Annotated in this window: 13 protein-coding genes; all 13 read right to left on the bottom strand. The window is 59.6% G+C overall.

Translation table 11 applies throughout. From position 1 onward, the window contains the following. Positions 1–52: 52 nt before the first annotated feature. The 13 genes from JQ558_RS08370 to JQ558_RS08310 all read right to left on the bottom strand — a co-directional run bounded on the left by JQ558_RS08370 (position 53) and on the right by JQ558_RS08310 (position 15,971). The gene (locus JQ558_RS08370; RefSeq protein ID WP_249142397.1) at positions 53–457 is read right to left on the bottom strand and encodes a TadE family protein; all 405 of its coding nucleotides are present in this window, start codon (positions 455–457) and stop codon (positions 53–55) included. After that, complete coding sequence (locus JQ558_RS08365) at positions 457–1,785, bottom strand: pilus assembly protein TadG-related protein (RefSeq protein ID WP_212293356.1); 1,329 nt, start codon at positions 1,783–1,785, stop codon at positions 457–459. Before JQ558_RS08365 ends, JQ558_RS08370 begins: the two co-directional genes overlap by 1 nt. A 9-nt stretch (positions 1,786–1,794) precedes the next feature. Then, the gene (locus tag JQ558_RS08360; RefSeq protein WP_312014970.1) at positions 1,795–2,226 is read right to left on the bottom strand and encodes a hypothetical protein; all 432 of its coding nucleotides are present in this window, start codon (positions 2,224–2,226) and stop codon (positions 1,795–1,797) included. Positions 2,227–2,347: 121 nt separating this feature from the next. Beyond that, positions 2,348–2,992 carry an isoprenylcysteine carboxylmethyltransferase family protein gene (locus JQ558_RS08355; protein WP_212293355.1) on the bottom strand — a complete coding sequence of 215 codons (645 nt, stop codon included), beginning with the start codon at positions 2,990–2,992 and terminating at the stop codon, positions 2,348–2,350. 3 nt (positions 2,993–2,995) lie between these two features. After that, positions 2,996–3,907, bottom strand: a complete 912-nt coding sequence (locus JQ558_RS08350) for a type II secretion system F family protein (RefSeq protein ID WP_212293354.1) — start codon at positions 3,905–3,907, stop codon at positions 2,996–2,998. Beyond that, complete coding sequence (locus tag JQ558_RS08345) at positions 3,904–4,833, bottom strand: type II secretion system F family protein (RefSeq protein WP_212293353.1); 930 nt, start codon at positions 4,831–4,833, stop codon at positions 3,904–3,906. Before JQ558_RS08345 ends, JQ558_RS08350 begins: the two co-directional genes overlap by 4 nt. Then, on the bottom strand, positions 4,833–6,215 hold the full coding sequence (locus JQ558_RS08340) for a CpaF family protein (RefSeq protein ID WP_212293352.1): 1,383 nt from the start codon (positions 6,213–6,215) through the stop codon (positions 4,833–4,835). Before JQ558_RS08340 ends, JQ558_RS08345 begins: the two co-directional genes overlap by 1 nt. Further along, entirely contained in the window at positions 6,212–7,408 is a 1,197-nt protein-coding gene (locus JQ558_RS08335) for an AAA family ATPase (protein WP_212293351.1), read from the bottom strand. Before JQ558_RS08335 ends, JQ558_RS08340 begins: the two co-directional genes overlap by 4 nt. Then, on the bottom strand, positions 7,408–8,364 hold the full coding sequence (cpaB, locus tag JQ558_RS08330; RefSeq protein WP_212293350.1) for a Flp pilus assembly protein CpaB: 957 nt from the start codon (positions 8,362–8,364) through the stop codon (positions 7,408–7,410). Before cpaB ends, JQ558_RS08335 begins: the two co-directional genes overlap by 1 nt. A gap of 1 nt (position 8,365) precedes the next feature. Continuing rightward, positions 8,366–8,872: a prepilin peptidase gene (locus tag JQ558_RS08325; RefSeq protein WP_212293349.1), complete on the bottom strand. Its 507-nt coding sequence runs from the start codon at positions 8,870–8,872 to the stop codon at positions 8,366–8,368. 61 nt (positions 8,873–8,933) lie between these two features. After that, positions 8,934–9,143, bottom strand: coding sequence for a hypothetical protein (locus JQ558_RS08320; RefSeq protein WP_212293348.1), 210 nt, complete (start codon positions 9,141–9,143; stop codon positions 8,934–8,936). 591 nt (positions 9,144–9,734) lie between these two features. Further along, positions 9,735–10,193: a hypothetical protein gene (locus tag JQ558_RS08315; protein WP_212293347.1), complete on the bottom strand. Its 459-nt coding sequence runs from the start codon at positions 10,191–10,193 to the stop codon at positions 9,735–9,737. Positions 10,194–10,313: 120 nt separating this feature from the next. Then, positions 10,314–15,971 carry a VCBS domain-containing protein gene (locus JQ558_RS08310; RefSeq protein WP_312014975.1) on the bottom strand — a complete coding sequence of 1,886 codons (5,658 nt, stop codon included), beginning with the start codon at positions 15,969–15,971 and terminating at the stop codon, positions 10,314–10,316. Positions 15,972–16,007 lie beyond the last annotated feature (36 nt).

Genomic DNA, 16,007 nt, shown 5'->3' with positions numbered 1-16,007 from the left:
CCATCGTTGTGGGCTCGTCGAGTATTCAACGGATTGATGCCCGAGAATGTGCCTAGAAAGGAATTGTGGTGGACGCGCTCGGGCTGTTCAATGTTGTGCCCCATATCGGCATCAGCATGCTGAAAGTCACAGATGCCGTAACAGTAATTGCGCTGCCGCCCGTCGTCGTGCTCAGCGTCGGCGAAAGACCGCCTATCATTGGGGCAACGGCCTTTTTCTCCGCAAGGGATGGCAGGGGATCACCGGCACAGGTCGGTGAAGTTTTCTTCATTACGCTATGGACGAAGCAGTCGTTGATCATCCAGGTCCGCGCACCAGCGTTCGCGAGCGTCCGCAATGACTGCATCGTGATGGCGTAACGCCCAAGATCGAAGATGGCGAACATCAATGTGAAAAGCGGCACGGCGACGAGGCAAAATTCCATCGCGGCGACGCCACGCTGATCGAGCTTTTTCATCAATGCACCAACTGGACGTACCGGCTGCTGGCTAACTTCGTTTGCGATGGACACCCTGTGGTATCGAAGGTCGCATTGCCGTTGAACGCGACCGACTTGGAGATCAACTCGCCACACGCTCCGCCGGCCAAGTTCAGCGTCGGGTTGCCCTGAAACGTCACATTCGCGCTCGGCAAGTACATGATCCCCTTCAATTCGATACCGGAAGTTCCGCCAAGTTGTACGTCGTTCGGGCCGTTCTTCTTCGTATCAGGATCAGTGATCTTGTAGAGCGCCATATTGGCGAACAGGCCCGCGTGGGGTTGAAGTGCCGACGGAAGCTGTGAGGCTGCGACCGACGGGTTGCCAGTGAGATTGAGAGCACTATTGCCAGTCACCTTCAAACTCGCGCCGGGCAACAGGATGAACAGTGCCGTGCCGGAGATCGACACGCCGCCAGTCAGGGTGAATGTGTCAGAGATGAAATAGACCCCACCTGTCAATGTGGGGCCGGTGCCATTACCTTCCAATTTAAACTTGTCGTTCCTGCAAGGGGTCGCGGCACTGTAAGCGGTCAGAGCGCTACCTGAACACTTCGCGAGTGCCGGTACCGTAACCGCGTCAAGCGCGGCGAAGGGATTGGGGATTGGCGCCGGCATATAGGTTAGCGCGGGATTGCAGAACTGCGCTTGACCAGTGCAGCCGCCGACGCTCGATAGCGAGCCGAGATTCATGGTCATCCCGCCGCCAGTGAAGTCGATTGCATCCTTGGCCGTACTGTTCGAGGCCATACCGCAATTGGGCGCATTGATGTTCGGGCTGCCTTGAAAACTGACAGAGCCTGTCAACGCCAGGACGCATGGCGGCGCCTCCAGAGCTTGTACTTTGGCAACGGCTGTCGCACCTATATTGACGGTGGTCAAACCAAGCACCCTCGCCAGATATGCCGGCTGTTGCTGGCTCACAGTGGCCTGAACATACGTTCCGGCTATCCCCTTCCATGAAGCGAGCGAAGCGACCTGGACGGTATGCGAAACTCCTGCCGGGCTGGCGACACACTTGGAGCCGGGATAGGAGGTGCCCGAGTTGCAGAACGCGTTCTGTGCCGCGGCTTGCTTGGCGCGATAGTCCACGGTTTGTGCAACCGTGCACGTCGATAGATCCTTTAAGCATAACTCCTGCACGGCGCCCGAATAGGCCGCCGCGTCGGCGGCATTCTGCGCGTGCTGCCTGGTCACGTACCACGATCCCGCTTCGCCTCCGAGCGCGACCACGCCTATCAGAGGCACCAGGGCGACAACGGTTGCGAAGGCGACTGAACCACGACGAGAGCGAAGCAGGCTACGCATGGCACACTCCTATTGAAACCGTTCACCGTAGGACAGTGTGAACGAACAAGGATTGGCGTTACCACTCTGACAGATCACCGACCTCAACAGGATGGGCGCCATGGTGACGGTCGTTGAGTACGTATAGTGCTTGGGCGAAGCAGAGTTTCCCGCGGAGCAGGCAGCCATGGTATCGCTGCAAACGACCTGGAGATTCTCGATGGGATAACCCGAAACAGAAGTCGGGAGTGCTGACTTCCAGCCAGCCCAATCGGTGATGTCCTTTGGCGGGTCGTACTGGATCTTTTGCCCGAAGGCGCGCAACGCCTCCCACGCGGCTACATACCGGAAGCCCGCGGCCGCAACGTCGGCAAGCGGCAGCATAAGGCCCACCACAAGGAAAAGGTAAACGATCAGCATCTCAAACGCGGTAGCGCCGCGCTGATCCGCGATGAAAAACACTCTACGGCTCACGAGCCTATCTCGACAGGGCGACAAATGCAGCACGTTGGCCCCTCCGCGCAGTATCAGACCGATGCAGATCAACACGCACGTCCATAACAAGCCGGCCATTCATGACCACTCACCAAACATAAGGTATCAATCTCCAGCGTGACGCTTCGTAACTGGAGTACTCAGGGAGGCTGCGCCGAAGCAGGTCTTCTTCGTAAAGAATCCGGCACACCTGGACGCCGATATGCAGGAACAGCACGATCACCGTTGCCAGTGTCAGGTGTTGCAGCACCACACCCAGTATTACGATTTCTTCTGCGAGATAGAGCGGATGCTTGATCCATCGATAGGGACCGGTTTGCACCACTGTGCGCGCCTGCGGCACCAAGCTGAACGACCGCCCCAGGTGCCGGATGGTGACAAGCATCATGATCAAGCCGATCAGCACGCAAGCGGTGGACAGCAAGTTTGGCAACGCATCGTCGGTCTTGCCGAGGAAAGTAATCGACCACGGCATGTAGCTGCCGACGAACGCAGCTATTCTGGGCAGCAACCCATCCGCATGGGCCTTTGCCGGTGACCTGGTTATGATCAACAGCGCCAGGAGCATGTAGAAGATCGCAAGGCAAAAACTTGACAGAAGCGATGGCCAGGGATCGGTAAAAGACCCAACTCTGATGGCGACCAAAAGCGCCAGCAACATGAACCACGAGCTGCCGAGCACCTGCATCGTCCACTCGTAAGTCCGGCTTTTCGACAGGGTGACCGCGCTCATGGCTTACTTCATCCCGAAGTTGGAGAATGTTCGTACGAGGTGCAGAATGGGACTTCCTCCCATAATGATGAACATGGCTGGAAGCAGGAACAACACCATCGGAATGGTCAGTTTGGCGCCCAGCTTGTGTGCTCTTTCTTCCAGCTTGGTAATACGTTCTCGCCGGAGATCGACAGCGATACTGCGCAGAACCTGGCTCAATGGTGTTCCGTACTGCATGCTTTGGCTGACCATGGTGCCGAAGCGGCGAAGTCCATCTGACATAGATCCCAATTTCTCGAAGGCGTCGCCCCGATTTGGCAGTATCCGGAGATCATCAATAAGTCCGTACAAGACCCGGGCCATGGCTGGATTGGTCTGGTTCATTTCTTCCGCTACTCGTCCCAGCGCGCTCTCCAGGCCCATTCCCGCCTCGCTGCACACAACCAGCAAATCGATCATATCCGGCGTGCCTAGCCGAATGGCGGCATCAAAACGCCGTTTCAGCACCAACAGAATCAACCGCGGGCCCAAAATTCCGATCACCACGCCAATGAGAGTGAAGACCAGCACATCCGTCAGTGGCTTCCCCGTAAGCTGCGCAACAAGCACGGCGATAATCGGGCATAAGAACATGCTGACGGTTTTGACGCCGATCCAGATCGGCAAGGTTCGATGATGATTAAAACCTGACGATTGAAGGACCGTTCGTAGTTGTTCCAGATTTTCCTCAGCGTAGAAGCGCCGATACCGCAGGCCGAGCGATGAAAACCAACCTGTCATGTCTTGCAGGGGTGCCGACCGGCCCGGAACGCCCATCACGGCGTTTGATACCCGTGTGTCCAATGCGCGAAGATGTACTTCGTGGATGATCAACACGCAGGTCGCAGTCGCAAGCGCTAAGGTGAGGACCACCAAACCGAGACCAACAGTCATAGTTCTGTTTCCCGTCTGACCATCCAGCGGATAACGAAGTGCCCGATAACCACTGAGGCTATCGCGTAAGCCAGAAGCTTGTTTCCAGTCGGATCAGTGAACAATAGATCGACATTGTGCGGATTGGCCAGGTACAGCATTCCACCCGCAATCAAGGGCGAGACTGTAAGTGCGCGTGAGGAAAAGATCACCTCTCCTGCCAGCGCTTTGGCGCGAGCAGCCAGCGCAACACGCTGAGTCACGGTGTCTCCCAGCGTCTGTAAGGTTTCCGCCAAGCTGCCACCGGACTTCAACTGGACTGCAAGCGTCACCGCAAACATCGCATACTCTGCCACTTGCGTTCGCCGATAGATGGCTTCGATGGCTTCCTCCGGAGGTCTTCCCAGATTCAGTTCGCTGCATACGATGGCAAACTGCCCGGCGGTTGGTTGCGGCATCTCGCGCGCGATCGTGCGAAATGCTTCGTTCACGGGCAGCCCGGATCGAACAGTACTTGTCACTATCTGGATCGTGTCAGGCAGCTGTCGGAAAAGTTGGCTGGCGAGACGGCGCTGCTGCCATCCAAGCAGGCCTCGCACCACCATCAGGGCCACAATGGCAGCCGCGAGGGACACGTGGAGGATGGAGAACTTCAGCAGGCTATTGGCATAAAAGATCGCGCCTGCTGCGATGACGCCGGCAAGTACCGCATACGCGGGGTGCCAATCGTAAGCCATCCCTGCCTTGTAATTCACCAAGCGGTGGAGGAGCTGCCATCGGGACCCGGCCTCCAACCGACGAATGGAGGGCAGGTCGGCCGAAACTGAAATCGGCAGAGCTATCGCTAGCTGCCGATCGATGCGTCGTTGACGTGCGTCAAGCCACAACGTCGTGGCTGCCGCGCATACCAGCAGCACCAGGTCAATGGTTGTTAAAAACTCCGGCATCACAGTTGCCTCATCGCCTCGGCCCAGGCTCGATCGAGCCCAAAATACGCAAGACGGCTCTTGAATTTCGGAACTGCGTTGGTGGATTTGTAGGTGCCCGAGATCCGCCCGTGAATATCCTCGTGTTCGTATTCGAACGCCGCGATGTCATTGGTAGTGATCACGTCGCCTTCCAGGCCAATGACCTCGCTGATTTGGACAATGCGACGCTGCCCGTCCCGCATGCGTTCAATCTGCACGATGATATCCAATGCGGCGACGATCTGGGATCGGATCGCCCGCAGCGGCAGATTTGGCTGTCCCATCTGCACCATGTTTTCAATACGGGTCATTGCGTCGCGGGAGCTGTTGGCATGCACCGTAGAGATCGAACCATCGTGTCCGGTGTTCATCGCCTGCAGCATGTCAAACGCTTCAGCGCCGCGCACCTCGCCTACGACGATCCGGTCAGGACGCATCCGCAGCGCATTCCACACCAGATCGCGTTGTGTCACCTGCCCCGTGCCTTCGAGGCTCGGGGGCCGGGTCTCCAGGCTGATGACGTGCGGCTGTCGGAGCTGCAACTCTGCCGCGTCCTCGATGGTGACAACGCGTTCACTGTGATCGATGAACTGGCTCATGGCGTTCAACAGCGTCGTCTTGCCGGAACCAGTACCGCCGGAGACCAGAACATTGAGCCGAGACCGGCTGGCAATCTCCAGCAGTTGAGCCATGGCCGGGGTCAATGTGCCGTTTTCGATCATTCCCGCCATATCGAGACGGCGACTTGGAAACTTTCGGATCGAAATGCAGGGGCTATGAATCGCCAGCGGCGGGAAGATGATGTTGACCCGGCTGCCGTCCGGCAAGCGGCAATCCACCATCGGACTGGATTCGTCGATACGCCGTCCAACTTGCGCTGCGATTTTCTGCGCCACCGATGCGATGTGATCATTGTCGCGGAATCGGACCGCGATCCGTTCCAGCTTGCCGCTTCGCTCGACGTAAATGTTACTGGGTCCGTTGACCATGATGTCGTTGATCGTTTGATCCAGCAGAAGCGGACGGAGCGGCCCGTAGCCGGTCATGTCGTCCGCAATCTCGTCAGCTAGCTGAAACTGCTCGCGACCTGACAGTTCGAGCCGTTCCTGGTTGGCGATTCCGTGGATGATCTCCTCGATCTGTCGCCGGAGAACATCGCGCGAAACAGTTGCGGCCACCGATGGTTCAATCTGCTCAATGACGCGTTCGCGCAGCGTAGCTGGCATCACCGGCCCCGGATTCGAAGGTTCGTCGCGCCTTGGCGCTGGTGCAGGCAAGCTCGGCGACGACGCAGGCAAGCTTGGCGTCAGTGCAGGCAAACGAGCTGGCGTGTCGTCTTCGCGCCTACCAAACTTTTTCATAGCCCGAGCAGCCTCCTCAACCGTCCCTTCCGCTCGGCGCCGACACCGGTGATTTCCCGTACAATCGGGGCGAGGTGACGTCGCAGTCCTGATACGTGCTTAAGAGCTGGAATTCCGAGATTGACCGCTTGGGTCATCCCCTTCCCGAGATCGGGAATCACCATGTCCGGTTCCGCGCCCAAGGCCTTGACCATCGTGGCCCTGGGAAGCCCCCCGGGACGATTGGCGCGGTTGAGCAAGGTAAAGACTCGATCCTTACCGGCGATGTTGGTGACGGCTGCCCGGAGTGCATGGGCATTGCGAAGGCCCGTCACTTCCGCTTCCAGCAGCACCAGCACATGACGCGAAAGTGTGATCACCGGATGGATGGACGGCGGAAACGGCACCGGTACATCGACGACGATGTAATTGAACCGTTGACGGAGAAGACCCAGCACGTGTCTCACTCCCGCCTCGGTGATGTTCAGCTGCGCATCCAGCTCCTCATCGGCGGAAATCAGGCAAACCCGCTCGTTGACATCGATCGCCGCACGTTCGAGGAATAGCGTGTCCGCCCGCATCGGGTTTTCCAGAGCGATGCGCAATCCGGGCCCAGGCTGAACACCCAACATCACTGCCGTTTCGCCGCCCTGGAGATGAAGGTCGAGCAGCGCGACCTTGGCCTTGGTGGTCTCGGCCAGCTGCAGTGCGAGATTGATCGCGATACTCGTTGCGCCGGCGCCGCCCTGCGCACCGCAGATCGAGATCACATGCCCACCGCGATCGATGTGACCGGGCGCCACGTCGCCGAGCAGTTTCGGGCGCAGCTGGTCCAGCACCATGTCCCGCGTGAGCGGCCGCGGAAGATACTCCGTCAGGCCGAGCTCCATAAGCTCGCGGTAGAAGGTGATCTCCCTGCTCTCACCGATCAGAGCCACCCGGACATCGGGTGGGCATACGCCGGCCAGCCTTTCCAGCTCGGTAAACGGATCCTCGACGTCGCTGATGTCCGCCACCAACGCGGATAGCTCGGTGTCGGTTTCGAGCATCCGTATGGCATGACGGATCGTGCCCCGCCTGATCGACAGGTTGCTGCCGTCGAGGCCTTTGCGCAGGGCTGCAGCACTCAGCTCGTCATTTACGAAACAGACGATACGGTCGCGCGTGACAACAGATGTGGATTCTTCAGGTGGATTGACTGCGACCATGCTCATCAACGTTTCTCCAGCAACTTGTCAGCCTGTGCTATCGTCGCCGCGGTTGGGCGGGCCGCTTCCGGCGATCCGTCACAGCTGTCGCTGCTGTCCGAGTTTTGTTTCCTGACGGAGTATTGCTTGACCTGACCGCCGGAATGAATCGCCACCGATGCACTCTGGCCGGCAATTGCATTCTGCCGGGCAATCTCAGGCGACACGTCGCAGCTCGACGTAGCCGCGGCATCCGCCGTATCCCACTGCTCGACGGCTGACCGTACGGCCAGGGAGAGCGTTCCGAGCTGTTTTGCGACGGTGACCTTCTTGACCTGCCCTGACGTAAGCTCCAGCGACACCGTTTGCGCCTGCTTGCCCGCCAACACACCAGCGGTTCGACCGCCTTGCGTAATCTCCTGGTCAATCGCAATGATCCGAACATTGCGTAGAATGGCTTCGCTCAAGGCGCGCCGCGCGGGATCTGCTTTCTCGAACACTTGAGTCAACACGACATCCACATGATCACCCGGCCTGATCAGGCCCGAGACGCCGGACTCCTCGTCGACCTTGATGCTGATGGCACGGCTGTCCGGCGCCAGGACGCTCGCAAGGAAACCCCGGTCTCGCGGACGCAGGATGTCTTGCAAAGTCACGGGGCTGCCGGCGTCGACGAACTTGCGAACCAGAGAACCGGGCAATCCGATCTTGGAGTCCGGCGTTTCAAGGATCGCCCCTGCTGGAACACGTTCCGGCGGCACCGAGCGCACTGTGAAATCTTCGTCGCGGGCCAATGTACCTCTTGGTAGCGGACGTGCCGCAACAAAATATCCGACAGTTGAAGGCGGCGGCGGCGCCTTCTCCGTGACCTGTACTACCGGGACCTGCTCTTTCGGCAGCATCATGCTGTAGGCAATAAGCCCGAGCGCAGCGGTCGCGAGCAAAAACACCATAATGATCGAGAGACGCAAAGCGGATGACATATCAGAATCCTTTGCTGAAACTGGTCCAGATACCACCGCACGCTATGGCAACCCCATAAGGAAGCGGCGCGTGTCGCAAATGGCGCCAGCGCTCCACCGCGTAGACGCGGCGTGCGAACGACGATCCGGCGGGCGCCAGCCTGGGGTATGGCAGGATGCGCATCATCAGATGCACCAGGGCAAGGACGCCGCCAGCCAACGCGGTGATGGTCAACAACTGAATTACGTCCGTCGGCGGGAGACCAATCGCCAAAGCAACCAGCAACTTGACGTCGCCGCCGCCGATCAGTCCCCGCTGGTAGATGACCAACAGCAGCAGCAGCAGGATCGTCGCTGTTATCAGCGACTGGGCAACCTGCATCGGGCTAGCCAATTGACCGGCAATGCCGAGGAGCGCCAGCGCCAGACAAATTTCATTTCGGATCAATCGCGTCGCGATATCGATCGTTGCGACATAGAGCAGCAACAGGATTTCGAGAAACGAGACTGTGGGAGCAATCCAACTCATGAATGCATGCCCTAAATAAAGTGGGGGCAGACTTCGCTGCCCCCTTTGGGGAGATGCCGTATTACACGGCCGCAGTGAAAGCGGTGGTAATAGCGGTGATTCCGCCAGTCAGCGCCGTCCCAATCGCACCACCAGCTCCAATACCGAACACGGCCGACACTGCGCCAATGATACAAACCGCGACGATGATGTACTCGAACGACACCACACCGTCCTGATCAGTGCGCAGACGTTTGAACGTTTCGGTCGTCTTGATGTAATGCTTCAACATAGGAGAAATCCCTTCTTTTAAGATGAATTGCCGCAGTTGCCATTGGCAGACAAAGTCGGTGCCAACACAGTGCGTTTATAATATCGGGCCTGAAAGTTGTCGTTGCCGCTGAATAGTGCGGCTCGGATTTCCGGAGGTACCTCGAAAGTGCCGGCGGTACTCCGGCCTCAACGCGGTATACCGTGTTAATACGGGGTAACTATATCAAGATGCTACGGCGTGCGAACGTTGCAACACCAGCGCCGCACAACCAGGGTACATCGCCGAAGCAACGTAGTTGGTCAGATGCACCATGATCATTCGGTCACGCGATCAGCCAGCGGCTATCTGAACCGAAGCCGTCGCATGATCGAGAATGAAGGGCACGTCTTTCTGCTTTTTTGCGCGCCATATTACTTTGGAGTGCGTGCCTTCAGTACTTCCGAGCAGGATCCTGCATGGCAGCCTCGCTGCCCTACTCTCCAAATCATTGCGGCTCAAATCGAAATTCCCGCGCGGCCTTGGAGGATTTGTTTTTGCACTGTGTGCGCGACGACCCGACGCTTTGCCTGACGGCGCTTGGTGCGCGCATGGATTTATGATCGGTTCAACTCACATCCCTGGGCTCACTTGTTGAGTTCGCCGGCAACCGGGGAAGCAAGCAATGCGTCCGCGCTCTTGGTCAGCCCCGCAGCCACTTGTCGTGCGGCATCCGGAGACAGCGCATAGCCTTCCTGGTTTTCCAGCCGGTGATTGAGAATAAGCAGGACCAGGGCCCCTGCCTTCGGTGTCCGCCGTCACGGCGAAGGTCTTCGGGATTTCAAATCTGACTTCATTCAGGTTGCCCCCCGATCGAGCACTCAGCTTGGGACCCACGGCGGAGCCCGCGGGAACCGCTACTGACCCAAGCTTGCCCCGCGCGCTGACCAGCGCATCGATAAAATCGTCCAGGCACTCGCGCGCGATTTTCAGCTCCACGTCGCCAATGTACTTCCCGCTTCCATCGACGATGACTTCCTTCTTGTCATCCGAGAGCCTGGACGACTTTACCTCGCCGATCCTGATCGCCATTTATGAACGCTCCGGGCCAAGCCTACCCTGCCCTGATCATACTCTTTCTCACGTTCCAGGACCATCGTCGGGCATCGCTCCATCAGCTCCGCACTGTATCCAGAGCATTCTGTCGGTCAGCTAAATCAGATCGTCACGGTATGACAGAAGTGTGCCCGTCGTATCGTCTGCCGAGAATACGAAGCCGTCCGCCGAGTAGTCGCCGAACAACGAGATATTGGCAGTGTGAACGCCGTCGCTCACCGTCAGGGTTCCGCCGGTCTCCTCCGAATTCTCAGCGTAGCTTACGCTGGTGCCTTCCCCAAATGTGATATCGAGCAGATCGATCTGGTCGTCCTCGTCAAATCCCGAAACAATTCCGCTGAAGTCGAAGGAGTCGCCAAGCTTGAGCGTCCCCGTCGCCTCGGCAGCAAACGTTACGTTAGCAGATGACGCTGCTTCGAACTCGATCGTGGCTACACCATCGATCAATGCAGTGCCGCTGCCAGTTACGGTGCCGTTGAGGGTGATGTCTGCTCCATTCGCCCACAGCAATCCGGAATTATCAAGGTTGCTGTCGATGACCAGCCCGCCGCTGCCGGTCGCTTCGAGCGTTCCGGAATTGACAACAATGTTCGCACCGGTATCGATTTCGAGTGAATTGATGCCGGTGGCGATGATCGTACCTTGGTTGACCAGGATCATCTGCCCGGCGCCAAGCTGCCCGGCGCCCGAGATCGTGTTGTCCACGTTCGTCAGCGTGACGTCCGAGACCGTTCCCGTGATCACGTTCTCGGTGCTGTCGGACAGGATGAGCTGCCCGGCGCCTTCTAGCGTGATGCCATACTGGATAAGCTGAAGGTCGGTTTCAGCACCTGTCGAGTTCAATTCGATCGTGCCGGTGTTTTCGATGATGCCGCTCAGCGGCAGAATCGCGCCATTGCTGATCACCATGTGGCCGGTGTTCTCCGTGACCGGTGTCTGGTCGAAGACGAAGTCATCAGCGGTGAGCGAAGCGGCATCGATCCCATTCAGCGTGATCGTTTGACCGTCAGCGAGCGTGATCACCGCGTTGCCGGCCGCGTCGTTTGCCGTATGCGCCTGGATGTCGCCGAAGCCAGTGAAGTCGGCATAGCCAATCAGATCGATCTGATCGGAGGCAGCGTCGAAGCTATAGATCACGTCATGGCCGATCGGCTGGGAGAACACGAACAGGTCTTGGCCGCTGGAGCCGGTCAGGTTGTCGTCGCCCGAGATGGCGAAGATCGGATTGCCGGGGGCGAAGGCTTCGACGTTGTCGGTGAGCACCGAGAAGCCGTCCGTGCCATCGGCGTTGGTCCAGGTCATTGCGACGCTGAGTGCCATGGCGCCTGCGAACTCCGCGGGCGTGGTAACGGTGAGCGTGGACACGTCACTGGTCCGGACCGTCCAGGTGCCATTTCCGTTGTCGGTGCCATTGCTCACCGTCCAGCCGGCAGGGGCGCCACAGATCGTAACTGTCACCTCGCCATCGACTCCAGCGGGATTCGTGAGAGCCAGGTTTATCGGCGAACCGGCGACACCAGCCGGTGCCACGACATAGTCCGCGACAACATTCGGCGAGCCGACGGCTGTCACGCTCGTATAGTTGCTGAACGTTGCGATGAGCGTTGTTGTCCCAGCGCCATTCGCGTCGGAGTCGTGATACAAAGCAACACGATTGCTTCCGGCTACGTCTGAGTAAGCCAAGACAAACACACCCCCGTCGAAGTCGCCATTCTGGTTGCTTAGGAGCGAATTGATTTCGCCAGTCGTGTCTGCCGCGTCCGCATTGGTTAAGTCGAAAATGACAAGATCTGCCGCCTGTCCGGAGGGTGATATATCCGTTCCACTTCCTCCCAGACCCGCAGTTGTAACAGTTACGATTGTATTGAAGCCATTGCCGCTTCCTGCATAACTGAATCCGGTTAGATACAACGTGTCGTCGGCAGTGACGAAATCCGTGATAATGTCGCTGGTACCGTTAAGCACGAATGTGTCGTTGCCCGTGCCTCCGGTTAGCGTGTCCACACCGCCCGCGCCGACGAGCAAGTCGTTGCCACCGCCGCCGTCGAGGGTGTCGGCGCCTGCACCACCAAACAGCAGGTCGTTCCCGGTATTGCCGGTGTGCGTTGATCCGTTAGCGTCGGAGACCAGGATCGTGTTGACGCCGGCGGCCGATTGAGCAGCCGCGGAGTCCGCATCTGTCAGGAGAAGCGTGTAGGGCGAGGAGCTGAGCGCATAACCGCCGAACGTCGCGCCGCCAGAGAAGGTCAGGAATTCGACCTGGTTGGTAGCAGCATTGTTGAACTGGTTCGTCACCGTGACGGTCGTGCTGGCCACCGCAATGCTGAGATTGCCCGCATTGTTGGTGATGTTCGTGTCGCTGAAGCTCAGGGTCGTCAAAGTTGCCCCGGCGGTATTGAACGCGATGGTGTCGGTGCCCGCGCCCGTTGAGCTCGCATCGCCATTTTCGTCTATCGTGTCGGTGTCGTCAGCCAGGTCGAAGACATACGTGTCATTGCCCGCGCCGCCGCGCAGTTGATCATTGTCGTTGCCGCCGACGATGAGATCGTTTCCGCCTGCACCGTTGATGGTGTCGTTGCCGTCATTGCCAAACAGAAGATCGTTTCCGCTGTTGCCGCTAATCGGGTTGGTGCCGCCGTCGTCCGCCATGATTGTGTTGACGCCGGCGGCAGCACTGGGAGCGCCGTCGTCATCCGTGCTGAGCGTGTAGGGAGACGAGCCCAGGCTATAGCCCGCGAAGGTCGCTCCACCGACGAAGGTGAGCGTTTCCACGGTGTTGCCAGCTGCTGTATCAAAGTGACCAGAAACGGTAATCGTATCTGTTGCCCCATAGACGACGAACAGATTTCCATTCCCGGTACCATTGCTTGCATCGGAAAAGTTCAGGGTCGTGAACGTTGCGCCATTGGTGCCGATTAAGATCGCATCCGTCCCGGACGTTTCATTAATCGTGTCGCTGCCATCACCCGAGCCGCGGAAGGCATAGGTGTCATTCCCAGCGCCGCCATTCAGCGCGTCTGTGCCGGTATAGCCAAAGATCACATCGTTGCCGCCTGTGCCGGTGATGGCAGGGTTTTCCGTCGCATTCGGGCGATCGATCGTTGCCGTAACCGCGGGGCTGCTCGCGTTGCCCACACCATCGATCGTTTGGTAGCTGAACGAACCGTCGGCTGTCGCATCATCGTTGAAGGTGATGAAGCCGGTGCCCTGCCCGCCATCGGTGTGAGTGACAGAGGTCGCACCTGAAGAGCCCGCGACTGGTCCATTCCTTACGTCCACAGCGCCATTGGCTGTGTCGTTCAGCAGCAGCAGCCACTCAGGAATTTCGATGGTGTCGTTGTTGGCGAGAATTGTCTCGCCGGCGCCTTCGTGTACCGGCGTGACATCGAAGATCGCCGTATCGGTCGCGATTGAGAATGCCGTCGAGCCACCGGCGGGCGTCGGGTCAGCAAGGGCGCCATTGGTCCCGGTGTCCTGGTCCCAGGCCCGGAACGTAATGTTGGCTGCGCCGTCGTAGTCGGCATTCGGCTGGAAGTAGAGCAGTGTATTGGCATCCGCAGCGAGAAGCCGAGCCGAGTCATCGGTAACTGCGCCGAGCGCGTTCCAGTTCGTGCCACCGTTGATGGAGTAGAACCACGTGCCATTGGCTGTGTCAGCTGCGATCACCGCAATGCCGGTGACTGTGTCGTCGACGTCGGTGACATTGTCGAGACCACCAGCCGGGGAATCTGGATCGACGAGTTGCGAAACCAGCGTGCCAACGGCACCCACCGGCGCACCCGCATCCTCTGCGACCGCAGTCCCGGCCGGCGTTGCCGCCGCATTGAGCACCGGCGCGTCGTTGGTGCCGGTGATGGTGAACGTGACGTCCTGAATGGCGGAGTCCGTCGTGCCATCATTGACCCTGACCTGGTAGGTGATAGTCAGCTGTTGACCTGCTTGCAGGAAGTCGAGGCTAGCTGCCGCGGGATCGTAGCTGTAGCCGATGTTGACTGCACTCCCGGTCGAGGTCGTGCCGGTGAGCGTGAAGGCACCGCCAGCAGTCAGCGCCGCAGCGCCAGCCGGTAGCGAGAATGCGCCGCCATTGAGCAGCACCGTCGGGCTGCCAACCACCGAAGCGGTCAGCGTGTCGCCCACGTCGAGGTCGGCGACCGAGAAGGTGCCGTTGATCGCAGCCAGATCCTGCGCCGAAGCGGCGGCCAGCTCGGCCACTGCCCCTGGATTGGTTGTGTCGCTCAGCACCGGCGCATCATTGGTCCCGGTGATGGTGAAGGTCACGTCTTGGGTGCCTGAGTTCGTCGTGCCGTCATTGACCTGCACCACATAGGTGATGGTTAGGCTCTGGCCTAAACGCAGGAAGTCGAGGTTGGCTGCCGCCGGATCGTAGTTGTAGCCGATGTTGACGGCGCCGCCATTCGAGCTCGCCCCGGCGACCGAAAAGGCCCCGCCTGCCGTCAGCGCCGCAGCCCCCGCCGGCAAGGTGAATGCACCGCCGTTGAGCAGGACCGTCGGGCTGCCCACAATGCTCGCCGTCAGCGTGTCGCCAACGTCGATATCGCTGAGCGAGAAATTACCGGTGATCGCCGCCAGATCCTGCGCCGAGCCATTGCTCAGTTCCGCAACCGCCGTCGGGTTGGTGGTGTCGCTCAGCACGGGCGCGTCGTTGGTGCCGGTGACGGTGACGGTGACCGATTGCGTGTCGGTGCCGCCGTTGCCGTCCGAAATGGTGACGGTGAAGCTCTCGGTCGCGGTCTCGCCGACCGCCAGATACTGGGTGGCGCTGTTGGCGACGTTGTACGTCCAGGTCACGGTGCCGTCGCCGGCGCCGGTCGCCGCGTCGGTCACAACCGGCGTCAGCGTGCCGCCGAGCGTATTGCCGAGGGCCGCGGTGGCGCTGGCGGAATGCAGATCGATCAGATCGATGTCGTCGAAGGTGATGGCGCCGGTGGTCGACAGAGTCGTCGCGTTGTCGTCTTCGGTGACCGCGCCGGTTGCAACCGCCGCCGAGATCTCCGGGGCGTCATTGGTACCGGTGACCGTGATTTGCAGTGTCGTGGCGTTGGATACGGCGTTCGAGGGGTCCTTGTCAGTATAGGTGAACGTGTCAACCACCGTAACGCCCGTGGCCAAACTGTTGGCCGTGTCGGCTACATAGCTGTAGGAGCCGTTGGCATTCAGCGTCAGATGACCATAGATGCCGGCGATCGAGCTACCGACTCCTACGCCCTGCGTCACGGCGCCGGTGCCCGCGACCACGCCAGATACCACCAGCGTGTTGGTGGCATTGTCGACATCGGTATCGGCCACCGATCCCCCGGTGGTGCCCTGGATCACGCCATTCGCGGCAGTCACCGTGAGGGTCGCATCCTCATTCACCGCCCCGGTGTCGGCATGCGCCACAGGCGCGTCGTTGGTCCCGGTGATGGTGATGGTCAGGTCGGCGACGCTGGTGTCGCCGTCCTCGTCGGTCAGCGTGTAGCTGAAGGTCTCGGTCAGCGTCTCGCCGGGCGCCAGCTGCTGCACCAGCGGATTGGCGTTGTCGAGCGTATAGGTATAGCCGCCATCGGCCGCCAGCACGATCGCGCCGTAGCTGCCCGGGCCACTGCCGTTCAGCGTGGTTACGTTCTGCGCCGCGGTGCCGTCACCCAGGGTATCGTTGCCGCGCACATTGCCGGCGACCGAGACGGTGTCCTCGGCGATGCTGTCGGTATCCGCCGCCGCCACCGGCAGATCGTCGGTGCCGGTGATGGTGATGGTGAGGTCGGCGACGCTGGTGTCGCCGTCCTCGTC

The organism is Bradyrhizobium sp. AUGA SZCCT0160 (genome assembly GCF_018130105.1).
Classification (GTDB): domain Bacteria; phylum Pseudomonadota; class Alphaproteobacteria; order Rhizobiales; family Xanthobacteraceae; genus Bradyrhizobium.
Note: the sequence above shows the minus strand (reverse complement) of the source record. Positions and strands in the feature narration are given on the sequence as shown.